The sequence below is a fragment of the Streptomyces sp. NPDC096132 genome (genome assembly GCF_044763345.1).
In the GTDB taxonomy this organism is placed as follows: domain Bacteria; phylum Actinomycetota; class Actinomycetes; order Streptomycetales; family Streptomycetaceae; genus Streptomyces.
This window is the reverse complement of record NZ_JBIWGA010000004.1, coordinates 463,536-480,326: the sequence shown is the minus strand read 5'-3', so window position 1 is coordinate 480,326 and position 16,791 is coordinate 463,536. Positions and strand designations below refer to the sequence as shown.

Annotated in this window: 10 protein-coding genes; 8 read left to right on the top strand and 2 right to left on the bottom strand. The window is 71.2% G+C overall.

Annotation, left to right across the window (positions count from 1 at the left end):
- Window positions 1-32: 32 nt before the first annotated feature.
- Entirely contained in the window at window positions 33-2,198 is a 2,166-nt protein-coding gene (locus tag ACIRF9_RS12725) for a RecQ family ATP-dependent DNA helicase (protein ID WP_403819744.1), read from the bottom strand.
- Window positions 2,199-2,684: 486 nt separating this feature from the next.
- Between ACIRF9_RS12725 and ACIRF9_RS12720 the strand changes: the two genes are divergently transcribed.
- The 7 genes from ACIRF9_RS12720 (at window position 2,685) to ACIRF9_RS12690 (ending at window position 13,841) form a co-directional block, all read left to right on the top strand.
- Window positions 2,685-4,070 (top strand): DUF4192 domain-containing protein, encoded by a 1,386-nt coding sequence (locus ACIRF9_RS12720; protein WP_403819742.1) that lies wholly within the window; start codon window positions 2,685-2,687, stop codon window positions 4,068-4,070.
- Window positions 4,071-4,687: 617 nt separating this feature from the next.
- Window positions 4,688-6,613, top strand: coding sequence for a glycogen debranching N-terminal domain-containing protein (locus ACIRF9_RS12715; RefSeq protein WP_403819925.1), 1,926 nt, complete (start codon window positions 4,688-4,690; stop codon window positions 6,611-6,613).
- A 131-nt stretch (window positions 6,614-6,744) separates the two neighbouring features.
- Window positions 6,745-7,503 carry an NUDIX domain-containing protein gene (locus ACIRF9_RS12710; RefSeq protein ID WP_403819740.1) on the top strand — a complete coding sequence of 253 codons (759 nt, stop codon included), beginning with the start codon at window positions 6,745-6,747 and terminating at the stop codon, window positions 7,501-7,503.
- A 165-nt stretch (window positions 7,504-7,668) separates the two neighbouring features.
- Window positions 7,669-9,804 (top strand): ATP-binding cassette domain-containing protein, encoded by a 2,136-nt coding sequence (locus ACIRF9_RS12705; RefSeq protein ID WP_403819738.1) that lies wholly within the window; start codon window positions 7,669-7,671, stop codon window positions 9,802-9,804.
- Between the two features lie 163 nt (window positions 9,805-9,967).
- Window positions 9,968-10,855, top strand: a complete 888-nt coding sequence (locus ACIRF9_RS12700) for a FadR/GntR family transcriptional regulator (protein WP_403819737.1) — start codon at window positions 9,968-9,970, stop codon at window positions 10,853-10,855.
- A gap of 428 nt (window positions 10,856-11,283) precedes the next feature.
- Window positions 11,284-12,834 (top strand): RNA polymerase sigma factor, encoded by a 1,551-nt coding sequence (locus ACIRF9_RS12695; protein WP_403819735.1) that lies wholly within the window; start codon window positions 11,284-11,286, stop codon window positions 12,832-12,834.
- A 152-nt stretch (window positions 12,835-12,986) separates the two neighbouring features.
- Entirely contained in the window at window positions 12,987-13,841 is an 855-nt protein-coding gene (locus tag ACIRF9_RS12690; RefSeq protein WP_403819733.1) for a serine protease, read from the top strand.
- A gap of 147 nt (window positions 13,842-13,988) precedes the next feature.
- On the opposite strand, the gene ACIRF9_RS12685 is transcribed toward ACIRF9_RS12690, so the two are convergent.
- The gene (locus ACIRF9_RS12685) at window positions 13,989-14,219 is read right to left on the bottom strand and encodes a hypothetical protein (protein WP_242764899.1); all 231 of its coding nucleotides are present in this window, start codon (window positions 14,217-14,219) and stop codon (window positions 13,989-13,991) included.
- A 442-nt stretch (window positions 14,220-14,661) separates the two neighbouring features.
- Between ACIRF9_RS12685 and ACIRF9_RS12680 the strand changes: the two genes are divergently transcribed.
- Window positions 14,662-16,785: a type IIA DNA topoisomerase subunit B gene (locus ACIRF9_RS12680; RefSeq protein ID WP_403819731.1), complete on the top strand. Its 2,124-nt coding sequence runs from the start codon at window positions 14,662-14,664 to the stop codon at window positions 16,783-16,785.
- The last annotated feature ends 6 nt before the right edge of the window (window positions 16,786-16,791 follow it).

The window sequence follows — 16,791 nt, the reverse complement described above, 5'->3', positions numbered from 1 at the left end:
CAGCGCATGCCCCCTCCGCACTCGGTCCGTGATCACCCTTGTACAGCCAGCACCAGAGGCAGCACTCTCTGAGCCCCCGAGCGTCGAAGCATCCGTGCCGCGACCGCGAGGGTCCAGCCCGTTTCGGTGTAGTCGTCCACGAGCAGGACGGGCCCCGAAGCCTCGGCCAGCGCGGAAGCCAGCGCGGGTGGCACCTCCAGCAGGCCGTCGAGAGCCTTGAGGCGTTGGGCGCTGTTGCTCCGGGAGACCGGTGCGGCGTCGGCGGTGTACTCCACCGTCCCCAGCAGCGGCAGCCGGCCGACCTCGGCGATGCGCGCGCCCAGCGAGTGGATGAGCCGCGGCCGCGTACGGGAGGCGAGGGTGACCACCCCCACCGGGCGCGGCCCGGCGTCGGCCGCCCCCGAAGCCCAACCACCGGGCCCCTTCGCCCAGTCGGCCAGTACACCCACGACCGCCTTGGCGACATCGTCCGGTACCGGACCGTCAGGGGCCTGGGCGGTGAGCATCGGACGGAGCCGATTGCCCCAGCCGATGTCCGAGAGTCGCCCCAAGGCCCGTCCGGACTCCGCCTGTTCACCCGCCGGAATCCGTCCCTTGAGCGCCATCCCGATCGATGGGAGACCGGTCGGCCACATCCGGCGCGGCTCAACCTCCACCCCCGCACGGCCCAGGTCCACGCGTGCGGCGTCCAGCGCGACCGTGGACGTCTCGGCGGCATAGCGAGCCCCCGCGCAGTTGTCGCACCGTCCGCACGGCTTGGCGCCGTCGTCGTCGAGCTGTCGCTGCAGGAACTCCATCCGGCAGTCGGTCGTCGACGCGTACTCACGCATCGCCTCCTGCTCGGCCTTGCGCTGCCGTGCCACCCAGTCGTAGCGCTCGGTCTCGTACGACCACGGCCGACCGGTCGCGGTCCAACCGCCCTTGACCCGCCGCACCGCGCCGTCCACGTCCAGGACCTTCAGCATGATCTCCAGGCGGGAGCGGCGCAGTTCGACGAGCGGCTCCAGCGCGGGCAGCGACAGGGGCCTCTCCGCATGCGCGAGGACGTCCAGCGTGCGGCGTACCAGGTCCTCGGACGGGAAGGCCAGCGAGGCGAAGTACTGCCAGATCGCCTCGTCCTCCTTGCCCGGCAGCAGGAGCACCTCCGCGTGCTCGACGCCGCGGCCGGCGCGGCCCACCTGCTGGTAGTACGCGATGGGGGAGGAGGGCGAGCCGAGGTGCACGACGAAACCCAGGTCGGGCTTGTCGAAACCCATCCCGAGCGCGGAGGTGGCGACCAGGGCCTTGACCTTGTTGGCCAGCAGGTCCTCCTCGGCCTGCTGCCGCTCGGCGTTCTCCGTCCGGCCCGTGTACGAGGCGACGACGTGCCCGCGCTGCCGCAGGAAGGCGGTGACCTCCTCGGCGGCGGCCACGGTGAGCGTGTAGACGATTCCGGAGCCGGGCAGTTCGTCGAGGTGGTCGGCGAGCCAGGCCATCCGGTGCGCGGCGTCGGGCAGCCGCAGCACGCTCAGGCTGAGGCTCTCCCGGTCCAGCGGGCCACGCAGCACCAAGGCGTCCGACATGCCGCCCGTGCCGAGCTGTTCGGCGACGTCGGCGGTGACGCGCGCGTTGGCCGTCGCGGTCGTCGCGAGCACCGGAACGCCGGGAGGGAGGTCGGCGAGCATCGTCCGCAGCCGGCGGTAGTCCGGCCGGAAGTCGTGGCCCCAGTCGGAGATGCAGTGCGCCTCGTCGACCACGAGCAGTCCGGTCGCGGCGGCCAGTTCGGGCAGTACCTGGTCGCGGAAGTCAGGGTTGTTCAGCCGCTCCGGACTGACCAGCAGGACATCGACCTCGCCGGCGGCGATCTCGGCCTGGACGGTCTCCCACTCCTCCGTGTTCGAGGAGTTGATGGTCCGTGCGTGAATACCGGCCCGGGCCGCGGCCTCGACCTGGTTGCGCATCAGGGCGAGCAGCGGGGAGACGATCACGGTGGGACCCGAACCACGGGCCCGCAGCAGCGAGGTCGCCACGAAGTAGACCGCCGACTTGCCCCAGCCCGTCCGCTGCACGACCAGGGCCCGGCGCCGGTCGGCGACCAGCGCCTCGATGGCCCGCCACTGGTCCTCCCGCAGCCGGGCCTTGCCGTCGGCGTCGCCGACGAGGCGGGCGAGTACGGTGTCGGCGTCCGTCCGGAGATCCGCGTTGCTCGTGTGCTCCATGGGTCCCATACAACAGGACGGCGCTGACAAACCGGGTCCGGTCGGGATCCGGTTGCCTCTGGTTGGCGTGTCCCTGCTCGGACTTATCCACAGGGCAAAGCGGAGCCTCGCAATCCGCGAGATCGTCGGCGCATGACGAACCACAGCGAAACGACCGGCTCCTCCGCAAACGGCGACATCCCCGGACGTGACGGGCTCGACGGCCGCGCAGGGCTCGATGGCCGCGCAGGGCGCGACGGGCTCGAAGGAACCGCGTCCTGCGACGGCCTGCCTACTCATGGCCAAGCGCCCGAGTACGGTGACGCGATTGACCACAGCGACGCCACTGCCTCGAGCGATGCGCCTGTGTGCAGGGACGCGAGCGGGTGGAGCGAGGCATCCACATACGGGGACGCGTCCACGTATGGCGAGGCATCCGCCTACAGCGACACACCCGTCCACGGCGACGACCACCCGTACGACGGACCCACGGCGTACGTCAGTCACATGCCCTACGACGCGAACATGCCCTACCCGTCCGACGGAGATTCCGCCGCCCACCAGGTCACCCTGCGCACCCCGGGCGAGCTCGCCGACGCCCTGCCCTACCTGCTCGGATACCGGCCGGAGGACAGCATCGTGCTGGTCGCCCTGAGTGACCGGGGCGGGCGGGGCCGGTTCGGTGGCAGGGCCAGGCTCGGCATTCCCGCGCATCCCGGCGACTGGGAGGCCGTCGCCCGGCAGCTGGCGGAGGGCCTCGTGAAGGGAGGCGCACGCCGAGGCGCCCCGCCCGCGCAGATGGTCGCCTACCTCTGCCAGGATCCGGCGGAGGGCGAGACGGGCCGCGAGGTCATGGAGCGGCTGCGGCCCTTGGCCCACTCCCTGCGTCTTGCGTGCGGGAAGCTCGACGCCCCGGTCATCGAGGCGTTGTGCATCTCCGACGGCCGTTTCTGGTCGTACTGCTGCGCACGCGTCGGCTGCTGCCCAGCTGACGGGACACCGATGGGCCTGCCCGGAACCTCCGTGCTGGCCGCGGCCGCGACCTACGCCGGAATCCAGGTCCGGGGCACCCTGCGCGAGCTGCGGGCCCGGTTGCTGCCCCTGGAGACGGGCGTCGTGCCGGAGCAGGAAGTCGCCCTGGACACGGCCGGCATGGCGCTGGTCCCGAGGATTCTCGACGCGGCGAACCGAGCGGTGGTCGCCGAGGAGACGGTCGAGCTGGCCGGACGGGTCCTGCGGCGCTTCACCGAGGCGCCCGTCGTGTCCGGGAACCTCATGGCCGACCGCAGGGACGACGAACTGCTCGGATGCGACGAGGCCGCCACTTTGATCCTCGGCCTCCAGGACCGGGTGACGCGCGACCGCGCGGCGGAGTGGATGGAGGGCGACGAGGCGGCGCCCGCCCTGCGCCTCTGGCGGGCGCTCGCCCGCCGTTGCGTCGGTCCGTACGGCGAACACGCGGCGGCCCCTCTGACTCTCGCCGGCTGGGTCGCCTGGTCCAGCGGCGACGAACTCGAGGCCCGGGAGGCCCTCGCCATGGCTTTGGGCGCGGACCCCGACTACCTGTTCGCCCGTCTGTTGCACCAGGCCTGCAACGAAGGGCTCGACCCGGAATCGGTACGTCGCTGTCTGCGCTCCGAACGCGAAGGACGCGAGGCATGCGCGCCGCACAGGCGAGTAGCGGGCGATCCCGTCGGCCCCGGTGACGGGAGGAGCGCATCCGAGACCAACGGCGGCCGTGCACGACCCGCTCGTACGCCCTCTATCCGTCCCGCCACCGCGAGCAGGGGCGGATCACGCCCTCGCACCGCCCCGAAGTCCTCCGCGCGGCGTCGCGGCAACCGGCCCGAAGGCGTGCGGGCCGACACCGGCGACGCCAAGGAGAAGGGGTGAGCCGTGAACGGGGTGCCTTCGTGACGCCGGCCGCCGATGGCGTGCGGTTCGAAGGAGGTTTGTTCTGTCTCGTGACCGGCTGTGGGCGGCCATGGGAGGCGCGCCGAACCGGCACCGCCAATCGGTGGGGCCGTCCCTCAAGGGCGTGACCCGGGGGAGTCCGGTCCCGTTCACCTGAGTGGCGGAAGTCCGCACGGGGCCTACCGCCACAACGCACCCGCGTCGCCGGAGCCCGTCACCGGCCTCGCCCCTGTCCGAGGCGCACAGAGAGCAGAAGAAGTCACCGCATGCATCAGCCGACTCCGCCCTCCGCCGCCAACGAACGCACCAGCCCCGGCAGCCCGGAGCCGCTCCACGGAACGGCTCCCGGCCAGTCGCACCCGGACGGGCCAGGGCCTCGAGGAACCGCGAGCCTCGGGGACACCCGGCGGACCTCGCCCCCTCCCGCCTCGGAGGGCAGCGGGCGCACCTCCGCCGACCAAGGCGCCCGTGGCCCGTCCACCTTCCCTCCCATCGGCCCACCGCGCCGCCCGTCTTCGCGCCCGCCCACGGGCACGGCCCCGGCCACGCCGCAGGCACCCCGGAGTTCCGGCGATCTGCCGCCCGCGCACACCGCGATGATCTGTGTCGCCCTGCCGGGCCTCGCCATCTCGACCGAACAGGGACAGCTGACCGGGCGCGGACTGGACGGCTTCTACCGGGCGGGCCGACGCATCCTGTCGCGCTGCCAGGTGCGGGTGGCCGGACGAGAACCGCTCGTGGTGCAGGCACGGATGATCTCGTCCGACCGGGCGCGCTTCACCGCCACCCTGCGTGTCACACCGCACGGCGGCCCGGACCCGGACGTCGTCGTCGAGTGGACCCGCTGCGCCGACGGCACGGAGCGGATCACACTGCGCAGCGCCGCCACGCGCCCCCTGCGTCTCCCGGTCGAGGTGGCCCTCGGCACGGACCTGTCCGACATCGGGGCGATCGCGTCCGGGGCCGTGGGCCCCGAACTACCCGCCAGTGTCGGCGACTCCGGCCTGCGCTGGTCCTGCGCCGCAGGAACCTCATGTGTCACCGCCGACCCACCGCCGGCCGACGCGATCGCCTCCGCGGGACTCCTGCGCTGGGACTTCGAGCTGCCTCCCGGTGGCAGCGTCTGTATCGAACTGAAGGTCCGCCTGGAGGGCGCGGGCCCGGTCCGTGCCGTCGGCCGCGCGGCCACGAGCCCTCTGGCGCACGCTCGTGCGACGGGTGACGACCCCCGTGTGGCGACGCTCATGGCCGCGAGCGTCGAGGATCTCCAGGCCCTGCTGGTGCGCGACCCCGCCCATCCCACGGACACCCACCTCGCGGCGGGGGCACCGTGGCGCTGCGGATTGGCACCGGCCGAGGCGCTTGCCGCCGCGCGCATGACACTGCCTCTCGGTACCCGGCTCGCCGCGGGCACCCTGCGCACGCTCGCCCATACCCAGATCTCCCACCAGGGCCCGCGCCACGGCATGATCCCCGGCCCGCGGCGGGACGCGGGCGCCCACCTGCCGCCTGGCTGCACCGGCACGGAAGCCACGCTGCTCTTCCCGGTCCTCCTCGCGGAGGCCCGCCGCTGGGGGCTGTCCGAGCAGGACACGGAGGAACTGCTGCCGACCGCCGAACGCTGTCTGACCTGGCTGCGGACCGCTGTGGGGGAGGGCACCTATCTCCGCGACCCCCAGCCCAGCGGGCCCGTCCGCTGCGAGACCCAGGCCCACGCCCACCGGGCGGCACTGCTCGGCGCCGACCTGCTCGACGCCTGCGGCAGAGCGAGCGCCGACGCCGAGTGGCTGCGGGAGTGGGCGCGGAGACTGCGGGCCGTCTTCCGGCGGGACTTCTGGCTCGACGACCGAGGCGGCGGCCGCCCCCCGGCCGCCCTGACCCCGGAAGGGCGGCCGGTGCCCCACCTCGGCACGACAGCCGTCCACCTGCTCGACACCGGCCTGCTGGGCGGCGGTGCACCGGCTCCCGGCCTGCTCGACAAGGTGCAGACCGAGAGCCTGGCCCGGCTGCTCGGCAGCCCCGTCATGGACTCCGGCTGGGGCCTGCGAGGCATGAGCGCGAAGGAGGCGGGCTACAACCCGTTCGGGCATCGCAGCGGAGCCGTGCGGGTCCACGAGACGGCCATCGCCGTGGCGGGCCTGGCCACGGCGGGCTACGAGAAGGAGGCCGGAGCCCTGCTGCGCGGAGCACTGGCGGCGGCCGAGGCCTTCGGCCACCGCCTTCCGGAGATGTACGCAGGGGAACAGCGCACTGAAGGCAGCGCTCCCCTGCCCCATCCGGCTGCCTGCCGCCCCGCCGCCACCTCGGCTGCCGCCGGGGTCCTGCTGCTGACCACTCCGGCAGGCATCCGTCCCGACGCGCCGGCCGGGACAGTCACCCTGCGCCCCCTGCACAGCGCGCCTCTGGGAGAGATCGGGCTGACCGGACTGCGGGTGGCGGGCGGCCCCTTCTCCGTACGGGTCAGCCGACTCGGTCTCGCCATGGTCGAGGAAGCTGTCGACGGACTGCAATTGGGTGTGTGACCTCGGACGACGGGGAACCGGCCCGGGGCCGGGGCCGACCGGTGACCATGGTGCCCAGCCGACGTGGATCAGCCATCGATGCGTCCGGCGAAGGGTGTGTTTATCGTCAGGAAGACGACTATGATCGCCGCATGCCCTACGACCCGTCAGCCTTTCCGCCCTTTGCCGTCACAGTGGACCTGGTCGTGCTGACCGTGCGCCGCCATGCCCTGTGCGCGTTGGCGGTGCGCCGGGGCGAGCCGCCGTTCCAGGGGCGGTGGGCGCTCCCGGGCGGCTTCGTACGGGCCGACGAGGACCTCTCCCAGGCGGCGGCGAGGGAGCTGGCCGAGGAGACGGGACTGCGCGCCCACGACCCGGCCACCCCGGTCCAGGACAACGGCGCCCACCTGGAACAGCTCGCCACGTACGGCGACCCCAAGCGGGACCCCAGGATGCGCGTCGTCAGCGTCGCCCACCTCGCGCTCGCCCCGGACCTGCCCGCCCCGCGCGCCGGCGGCGACGCCAGCAACGCGCGTTGGGCGCCGGTCGAGGAACTGCTGCAGCAGGGCGGCTACGGCCGTGACGGCGAACCCGTCGCGCCCCTCGCCTTCGATCACGCCCAGATCCTCGCGGACGGGGTGGAGCGCGCCCGCTCCAAGATCGAGTACTCGTCGCTGGCGACCGCGTTCTGCCCCACCGAATTCACGGTCGGCGAGCTGCGCCGGGTCTACGAGGCGGTATGGGGCGTGGCCCTCGACCCGCGCAACTTCCACCGCAAGGTGACGGGCACCCCCGGCTTCCTGGTCCCCACCGGCGGCACCACCACACGTCAGGGCGGCCGCCCCGCCCAACTCTTCCGCGCCGGCGGCGCGACGCTGCTCAACCCGCCGATGCTGCGGCCCGAAGTGTGACGCGAGCCCGCCGCAACTGCCGACCCGGCAAGGGGAGTCGGGCCTACTGGCGAGTCGGGACAGGGACGGAGATGCCGATCGTGCCGGTCCGCCGACCAGGCTCGCCCGCCCCGTCGGCCGTGCTGTGACCGGAAAAACCGGACATAGCGCGCTATCTTGCTACGGGTGATCCAGGCCTTCGGATTGACCAGCGACTCCCGCAAGGAGCTTCCGCCCGCCGTCGACGACGTGTCCTTCGAGGCACGCGCGGGCCGCGTCACCGCGCTGCTCGGAGCGCCGGGCGCGGGCAAGAGCACAGCGCTGAGACTCATGCTCGAACTCCAACAGGGCCGTGGTCTCACCTACTTCAGAGGCCGCCCCCTGCACCGCATCGCCCATCCCTCACGGGAAGTCGGCGTGCTCCTCGGCGATGTGCCGGGGCATCCCGCCCGAACCGTCCGCGGTCATCTGCGCATGCTGTGTGCGGCCGCCGGTGTTCCGGTCCGGCGCGCCGACGAAGTCCTGGAGGTGGTCGGTCTGATCAGCCTGCGGGACGAACGCCTCGGCACCCTATCCCGCGGCATGGACCGGCGGCTCGGCCTGGCCTGCGCCCTCCTCGCGGACCCGCACACCCTCATGCTCGACGAACCGGCCGAGGGCCTCGCCGGCCGCGAATACCGTTGGCTGCACGGCATGCTGCGCGCGCACGCGGCCCACGGCGGCACGGTTCTGATGACCACGGCCGACCCCAAGGAAGCCGCCCGCACGGCCGACCGGGTCGTCACCCTGGAAAAGGGCAGACTCGTCGCCGACCAGGACGCCACCGACTTCGCCCGCACCCGGCTGCGCCCCCGCGTGGCCGTCCGTAGCCCGCACGCCGTCCGCCTGGCCACCCTGCTCACCAAGGAAGCACGCACCGGACAGCGCTCCGTCGAGGTCGTCCAGGAGGACGGCAACCGGCTCTGCGTGTACGGCAGTACGTGCGCCGAGGTCGGCGAGACGGCGTTCCGGAACGGCATCCTGGTCCACCAACTCGCCGACGAGACAGGGGACATGGGCCCGGGGGCGGGAACCGAGACTCCGGGACGGACGCAGCCCGGGGGAGGGCGGGAGTCGGTCTCCCCGGCCGAGGCCCGTGAGGGGAACCCGGTCGAGGCCGGTGAGGGCAACCCGGCCGACGTTCCCGAGCCGCGGCCCTCCCGCCCGGAGGACTCCGACGTCGTACAGGAGGAGAACGGCGTTCAGCCCGCGGCCACACAGTCCACGGCCGACGCGTCCAAGCCCCTGACCGAGTCACTGCCTCCCGAGGACCTCCTCACCCCGACCAAGCCGGTCCGCCTGCCTCTGTCCCTGGCGGTGGCCGAGCAGCTGACCCTCCCCGAGCCGGTCGCCGAACCCGACGGCCACACCATGGGCAGGCGCGTGAGGTTCGGCCGAGCCGCCCGGGGTGCGGGGCGAGCCGCCTCCGGCTCCCCGGCATCGCAGTTCCCCGCCATGCCCCGAAACCTCGACTCCCTGTCCGCCCTGCCGCCCCCCATCTCCGTACGTTCCGCCCCCAGTCCCCTCCGTCCCCTGCGCTACGAACTCCGCCGCGCCGCCGGAATCGGCACCAGCTTCTTCACCGGTGCCGCCGTACTCCTCTCCTCCGCCGTCATCGCCGTACTCCTGGCTCGCACGGGTCACACCTCGCAGACGCGGCTGCTGACCGCGTGGCCCGTGGAGCTGCCACTGCCGCCGGCGGCGCTCGGTGCGGGACTGCTCGGTGCGCTGGCCTTCGGAGACGAGTTCCGCCACCCCGCCCTGGCCGCCGACCGCGGCACCGTGCCCCGCAGGCTCGGGCTGCTCACCGCCAAGCTCCTCGTCGCCGGGCTCACCGCGCTGATGCTGGCCTTCCTCACCGTCGGCTGCGACGCCGAAGTGCTCTATCTCCTCTACGGACAGGAGCTCGCACAGGTTCCCGCGGAGTGGGCTGCGCTGAGCGCGAGTTGGCTCGCGCTCGTGGTCGGCTGTGCGTGGGCCGGCGTGCTGGCCGCGGGGATCTTCCGGTCGACCACAGCCGGACTCGCGGCCGTGCTCGCCGTACCGGTCGTCGTCGTGCCCCTCGCACAAAAGGCCGCGGAGAACGCGTCCGTGCGGACGGCCGCCGGCATCTCGCTACGGTTGCGTGAGGTGCTGCTCGTCCAGTGGCCCTTCGGGGGAGAGCGCTATCTGTTCGCCGCGGTGCGCGTGATCGCCCAACCCGTGGGCGGGGCACTGGCGTTGTCGCTGGCCGTTCTGCTGTGTGCGTACCTGCTGATGACCCTGCGGAGCAGGGTTCGATGACGACCGTTGCGTACCCATCCTGTCCTGGCGTGTGCACAACTCCCCGGAGAACGCCCATTTCTTTCCGATAAGGCGTCAATTGCGACGGGGTGAGCGATCACCCTTTCGTGTGCTTTTCACCAAAGACCTCAAGGGAGTTGGAGGCGGCGCCGACAAAGGATCCGTGAGTACCCTTGCGCACACCATGATGACCGCCGCCCGCTCCGCCGACTCCGGTCTGGCCGGCCCGGGCGAACTCGACCGCTACCCCTACGCCGAGGCCCCCGCCGCCGACCGCGTGGGAGCCCCCGTCTGGGAGGGCGCGGACCCCGAGCTGGGCCGCGTGGGCCGACGTGCCGCGGGCAGCCGCGGGCGCGGACTGCACGGCCAACTCGTCCAGCAGCTGGGCCAGATGATCGTCTCGGGTGACCTGGGCGCCGACCGTCCACTGGTGCCCGAGGAGATCGGCCAGCGCTTCGAGGTCTCCCGTACCGTCGTCCGTGAGTCGCTTCGCGTCCTGGAGGCCAAGGGTCTGGTCAGCGCCCGGCCGAACGTCGGCACGCGCGTGCGTCCCGTGAGCGACTGGAACCTCCTCGACCCGGACATCATCGAGTGGCGGGCCTTCGGTCCGCAGCGCGACGACCAGCGGCGCGAGCTGAGCGAGCTGCGCTGGACGATCGAGCCGCTCGCCGCCCGCCTCGCCGCGGGGCACGGGCGGGACGACATCCAGCAGCGGCTGGGCGACATGGTCGAGATCATGGGGCACGCCATGGGGCAGGGCGACGCGCTCACCTACTCCCGGGCCGACGCGGAGTTCCACACGCTGCTCATCCAGGTCGCCGGCAACCGCATGCTGGAGCACCTTTCCGGGATCGTCTCGGCGGCTCTCCAGGTCTCGGGTGGCCCTGTCACGGGCTGTGACCGGCCGAACGAGGCGTCGCTGGCGCACCACGGCAGGATCGTCGACGCCCTGGCCGCGGGCGACGGCGGCGCGGCCGAGGCGGCCATGCGCCAGCTGCTCACCGTTCACCCCGAGGTGGAGCGCGTCGTGCCGGCGCCGCGCGAGCACTGACCGCACGCTGCGGGTGTGCGGCCCGGGATGTCCCTTCCTCCTGCGTCATCCCCGGCCGACTCCCCGCCCCTCCGTCGGACCCCGCAGGACCCCTCGCGGGGCCTGCGGGGTCCTGCGGTGCGACATGGACCGGGGTGGAATGGGGCAGCCTGGGTACGTACTACGGGTGACCACCTCTGCCCGCGTCTGACCGTTTTTGAGTGCTTACGGGGTGTGACTCGGGCCACGAAGATTGGGCGTAACGCTTGTGGAAACAACGCGATGACCTAAGAGGTGACAGCCGCGGAGGGAATACGGACGCCGTTTCAGGCGCTGTGCATCTTCCCGGCCCCCCGCCCGCGCCGTCGGCCCACCCCAGGCCGGTGGTCGGCTCCTGTCCGTCGTGGACGGGGCCGGAAGCCGTTTTCCAACGTTCCGAGAGGTTGTTCGTGTCGGCCAGCACATCCCGTACGCTCCCGCCGGAGATCGCCGAGTCCGTCTCTGTCATGGCGCTCATTGAGCGGGGAAAGGCTGAGGGGCAGATCGCCGGCGACGATGTGCGTCGGGCCTTCGAAGCTGACCAGATTCCGGCCACTCAGTGGAAGAACGTACTGCGCAGCCTCAACCAGATCCTCGAGGAAGAGGGTGTGACGCTGATGGTCAGTGCCGCGGAGCCCAAGCGCACCCGAAAGAGCGTCGCAGCGAAGAGTCCGGCCAAGCGCACCGCCACCAAGACGGTCGCGGCGAAGACGGTGACCACGAGGAAGGCCACCGCCACCACCCCCGCCGCCCCGGCCGCGCCCGCTGTGGACGACCCCGCAGAGGAAGCCGCCCCCGCCAAGAAGGCGGCTGCCAAGAAGACCACGACTGCCAAGAAGGCGGTCGCGAAGAAGACCGTCGCGACCAAGAAGACGGCCGCGGCGGCCAAGAAGACCACCGCCAAGAAGGACGACGCCGAGCTGCTCGAGGACGAGGTCCTCGAGGAGGCCCCCAAGGCCGGTGACGAGCCCGAGGGCGCCGAGAGCGCGGGCTTCGTGCTGTCCGACGAGGACGAGGACGACGCGCCCGCCCAGCAGGTCGCGGCCGCCGGCGCCACCGCCGACCCGGTCAAGGACTACCTCAAGCAGATCGGCAAGGTCCCCCTGCTCAACGCCGAGCAGGAGGTCGAGCTCGCCAAGCGCATCGAGGCGGGTCTGTTCGCCGAGGACAAGCTGGCCAACGCCGACAAGCTCGCCCCCAAGCTCAAGCGCGAGCTGGAGATCATCGCCGAGGACGGCCGCCGCGCCAAGAACCACCTCCTGGAGGCCAACCTCCGTCTGGTGGTCTCCCTGGCCAAGCGCTACACCGGCCGCGGCATGCTCTTCCTGGACCTCATCCAGGAGGGCAACCTCGGTCTGATCCGCGCGGTCGAGAAGTTCGACTACACCAAGGGCTACAAGTTCTCCACGTACGCCACCTGGTGGATCCGTCAGGCGATCACCCGCGCCATGGCCGACCAGGCCCGCACCATCCGTATCCCGGTGCACATGGTCGAGGTCATCAACAAGCTCGCGCGCGTGCAGCGCCAGATGCTCCAGGACCTGGGCCGCGAGCCCACCCCGGAGGAGCTGGCCAAGGAACTCGACATGACCCCGGAGAAGGTCATCGAGGTCCAGAAGTACGGCCGTGAGCCCATCTCGCTGCACACCCCGCTGGGCGAGGACGGCGACAGCGAGTTCGGTGACCTCATCGAGGACTCCGAGGCCGTGGTCCCGGCCGACGCGGTCAGCTTCACGCTGCTGCAGGAGCAGCTGCACTCGGTGCTCGACACCCTGTCCGAGCGCGAGGCGGGCGTCGTCTCGATGCGCTTCGGTCTCACCGACGGTCAGCCGAAGACCCTCGACGAGATCGGCAAGGTGTACGGCGTGACGCGCGAGCGCATCCGTCAGATCGAGTCCAAGACCATGTCGAAGCTGCGCCACCCGTCGCGTTCGCAGGTCCTGCGCGACTACCTCGACTAGATCGAGGTCGCGCGACCAGGTCGTGGCTACGACGCCGAAGGCCCGGTTTCCCCCTCGGGGAGCCGGGCCTTCGGCGTGAGCGCGCGGGTGCGGGGCGTCGCGCGCTGAATCACTCTGGGTGTTCATCGATCACTTCGGAGTGAGGAGTGTGTATGCGTCGTCGCTTTGTCCGGGCAGTGGCCCGGCCGTTGGCTCTGGCGGCCGCGGCGGTGGCCATACCGTTGCTGTCCGCCGCTCCTGCGGCCTCCGACGTCGTCCTGGGCGGATTCCCCATCGAAGCCGCGCAGAGCCCGTGGACGGTCGCGCTGTCCAGCCGTGACCGGTTCGGGCGTATGCGGTCGGGACAGTTCTGCGGCGGTGTGGCGGTGGGCCCCACCACCGTGCTCACGGCGGCCCACTGCATGGCCAAGGACGTCCTCGGGGCACCGCCGGACCAGGCACGCGACCTGAAGGTCATCGCGGGCCGTACGGACCTGTATTCGGACGAGGGCCAGGAGATCGCCGTCCGGGAGATCTGGGTGAATCCCGGCTACGAGAGTGTCAGCAACGCGGGCGACTTCGCCGTGCTCACCCTCGCCGAACCCCTTCCGGCGGCATCCGTCATCGGTCTGGCCGGGGTGGGCGACGCGGCGTATCACTCCGGGACGGACGCCGTGATCACCGGCTGGGGCGACACCACGGGGTTCGGTTCCTATCCGCGTCGCCTGCGGGCCACTCGCGTTCATGTCTTGGAGGACGCGCTCTGCGAGCGGGCGTATCCGGGCTCGGCGGACGGAAAGTACCTCTCCGTGAGCATGGTGTGCGCCGGAGAGGCGCGAGGCGGCCGGGACGCCTGCCAGGGGGACAGCGGCGGGCCGCTGGTCGCACAGGGCCGTCTGATCGGACTCGTGTCCTGGGGCAGCGGCTGCGGGCGGCCGGGGAGCCCAGGGGTCTACACGCGAGCCTCCGAGATCGTCCGGGCGCTGAGCCGGACCAATGCCCCTCAGGGGGCCGGCACGGCCCCCTGAGGGCCCCTGAACCGACTCCCCCGCCGTCGACGGAGTTCCACGGCCATGGGCCACGAGGCTACGAGAACGGGCGGCGGCCCCTGTTTCCAGGGGCCGCCGCCCGCACACCGGCCTGTGCCGGCTCTGGCTCGTCGTGGACGCGCAGGATCAGCGCTCTTCTTCGGAGGCGGTTGCGGGAACGGTCGTCAGCCGCTCCGTCTCGTCCTGTATCTCAGCGGCGATCTTCTTGAGTTCCGGCTCGAACTTGCGGCCGTGGTGGGCGCAGAAGAGCAGTTCTCCGCCGCTGAGCAGGACCACGCGCACGTACGCCTGGGCGCCGCAGCGGTCGCAGCGGTCAGCGGCCGTCAGCGGGCTCGCGGGGGTCAGAACAGTAGTCACGTCGCCTCTTCTCTAGCTCGACGAGCTGTCGTACCAGGGTCAACATCCAACCAGCCCCAAAACGTTCCCGCTTGTGGCTTCTCCTCGAAAAAAATCTTCGAGGTGGCCGTCTGCTGCCGGTTTGGCGGCGAATGTGCCGTATTGCGTCTCAGTGGTGCTTACGGTTTCGCGCTCTCGGTCATGGCTTGGTCCTCCCGGCTGGGTTGCCGGTTTGTTCATGAGGACGTGCCCGGAGCCTAAATGGTTCATGCCTCGAAGGGAACGTGATATGTACTTCACTCCAACGAGGGATCGAACACGCATGCGACTCTGGACTAGTCTGAGTTCAGACGAGGGTGGCGTTACAACGGCTCTACCAGGCCTCGGTACCCTCTTGGCGGCGAAAGAAGCCGCGCCCTTACCCAGAAGGGCCCCACCTGAAATTCAGCGAGGAGCGAACCGCGTGACCGCCGAAACGTCCGTGCCGTCCACAGCGCTGCTGGCAGGAGCAGACCGGGACGGTTCCAACTACACCGCGCGGCACCTGCTCGTCCTCGAGGGCCTCGAGGCCGTGCGGAAGCGCCCGGGTATGTACATCGGCTCGACCGACAGTCGTGGTCTGATGCACTGCCTGTGGGAGATCATCGACAACTCCGTCGACGAAGCCCTCGGTGGCTACTGCGACCACATCGAGGTGATCCTCCACGACGACGCATCGGTCGAGGTGCGCGACAACGGCCGGGGCATCCCCGTCGACGTCGAGCCCAAGACCGGCCTCTCCGGTGTCGAGGTCGTCATGACCAAGCTGCACGCCGGCGGCAAGTTCGGCGGCGGCTCCTACGCCGCCTCCGGCGGTCTGCACGGCGTCGGCGCGTCCGTCGTCAACGCCCTGTCCGCCCGCCTCGACGTGGAGGTGGACCGCGGCGGCCACACGCACGCGATCAGCTTCCGGCGCGGTGTGCCGGGTGCCTTCGCCGCGGACGGCCCCGACGCCAAGTTCGAGGCCAAGGGCGGACTGCGCAAGGCCAAGAAGATCGCCAGGACCCGCACCGGCACGCGCGTGCGGTACTGGGCCGACCGCCAGATCTTCCTCAAGGACGCCAAGCTCTCCCTCGAGAACCTTCACCAGCGCGCCCGCCAGACCGCGTTCCTGGTGCCGGGCCTGACCATCGTCGTCCGCGACGAGTACGGCCTGGGCGAGGGCGGCAGCAAGGGCGAGGAGTCCTTCCGCTTCGACGGCGGCATCAGCGAGTTCTGCGAGTACCTTGCGACTGACAAGGCCGTCTGCGACGTGCTCCGCTTCACCGGGCAGGGCACGTTCAGGGAGACCGTCCCGGTCCTCGACGAGCACGGGCAGATGACTCCCACCCAGGTCACCCGTGAGCTGGAAGTCGACGTCGCGATGCGCTGGGGCACGGGGTACGACACCACCCTGAAGTCCTTCGTGAACATCATCGCCACCCCCAAGGGCGGCACTCACGTCGCGGGCTTCGAACAGGCCGTGACCAGCACGATGAACGAGGTGCTGCGCGCCAAGAAGCTGCTGCGCGTGGCCGAGGACGACATCGTCAAGGACGACGCCCTCGAGGGCCTGACCGCCGTCGTCACCGTCCGCCTCGCCGAACCCCAGTTCGAGGGCCAGACCAAGGAGGTGCTGGGCACCTCGGCGGCCCGGCGCATCGTGAACACCGTGATCTCCAAGGAGCTCAAGGCGTTCCTGACCTCCACCAAGCGCGACGCCGCGGCCCAGGCCCGCGTGGTCATGGAGAAGGCGGTCGCCGCCGCCCGTACGCGTATCGCGGCTCGCCAGCACAAGGACGCGCAGCGCCGGAAGACGGCCCTGGAGTCGTCGTCGCTGCCCGCGAAGCTCGCCGACTGCCGCAGCGACGACGTCGATCGCAGCGAGCTGTTCATCGTCGAGGGTGACTCCGCGCTCGGTACCGCGAAGCTCGCCCGGAACTCCGAGTTCCAGGCGCTGCTGCCGATCCGGGGCAAGATCCTCAACGTCCAGAAGTCGTCCGTGACCGACATGCTGAAGAACGCCGAGTGCGGCGCGATCATCCAGGTCATAGGGGCCGGCTCCGGACGGACCTTCGACATCGACGCGGCCCGCTACGGCAAGATCATCATGATGACCGACGCCGATGTGGACGGCTCCCACATCCGGACCCTGCTGCTGACGCTGTTCCACCGCTACATGCGGCCCATGGTCGAGGCGGGCCGGGTGTTCGCCGCGGTGCCGCCGCTGCACCGCATCGAACTCGTCCAGCCCAAGCGGGGCCAGGACAAGTACGTGTACACCTACTCGGACCGTGAGCTGCGCGACAAGCTCATGGAGTTCCAGAGCAAGGGCGTCCGGTACAAGGACTCCATCCAGCGCTACAAGGGTCTGGGCGAGATGGACGCCGACCAGCTGGCCGAGACGACGATGGACCCGCGTCACCGCACCCTGCGCCGCATCAACCTCTCCGACCTGGAGGCGGCTGAGCAGGTGTTCGACCTGCTCATGGGCAACGACGTGGCGCCGCGCAAGGAGTTCATCTCCAGCTCGGCGGCGACGCTGGACCGGTCACGCATCGACGCGTAGCCGCTG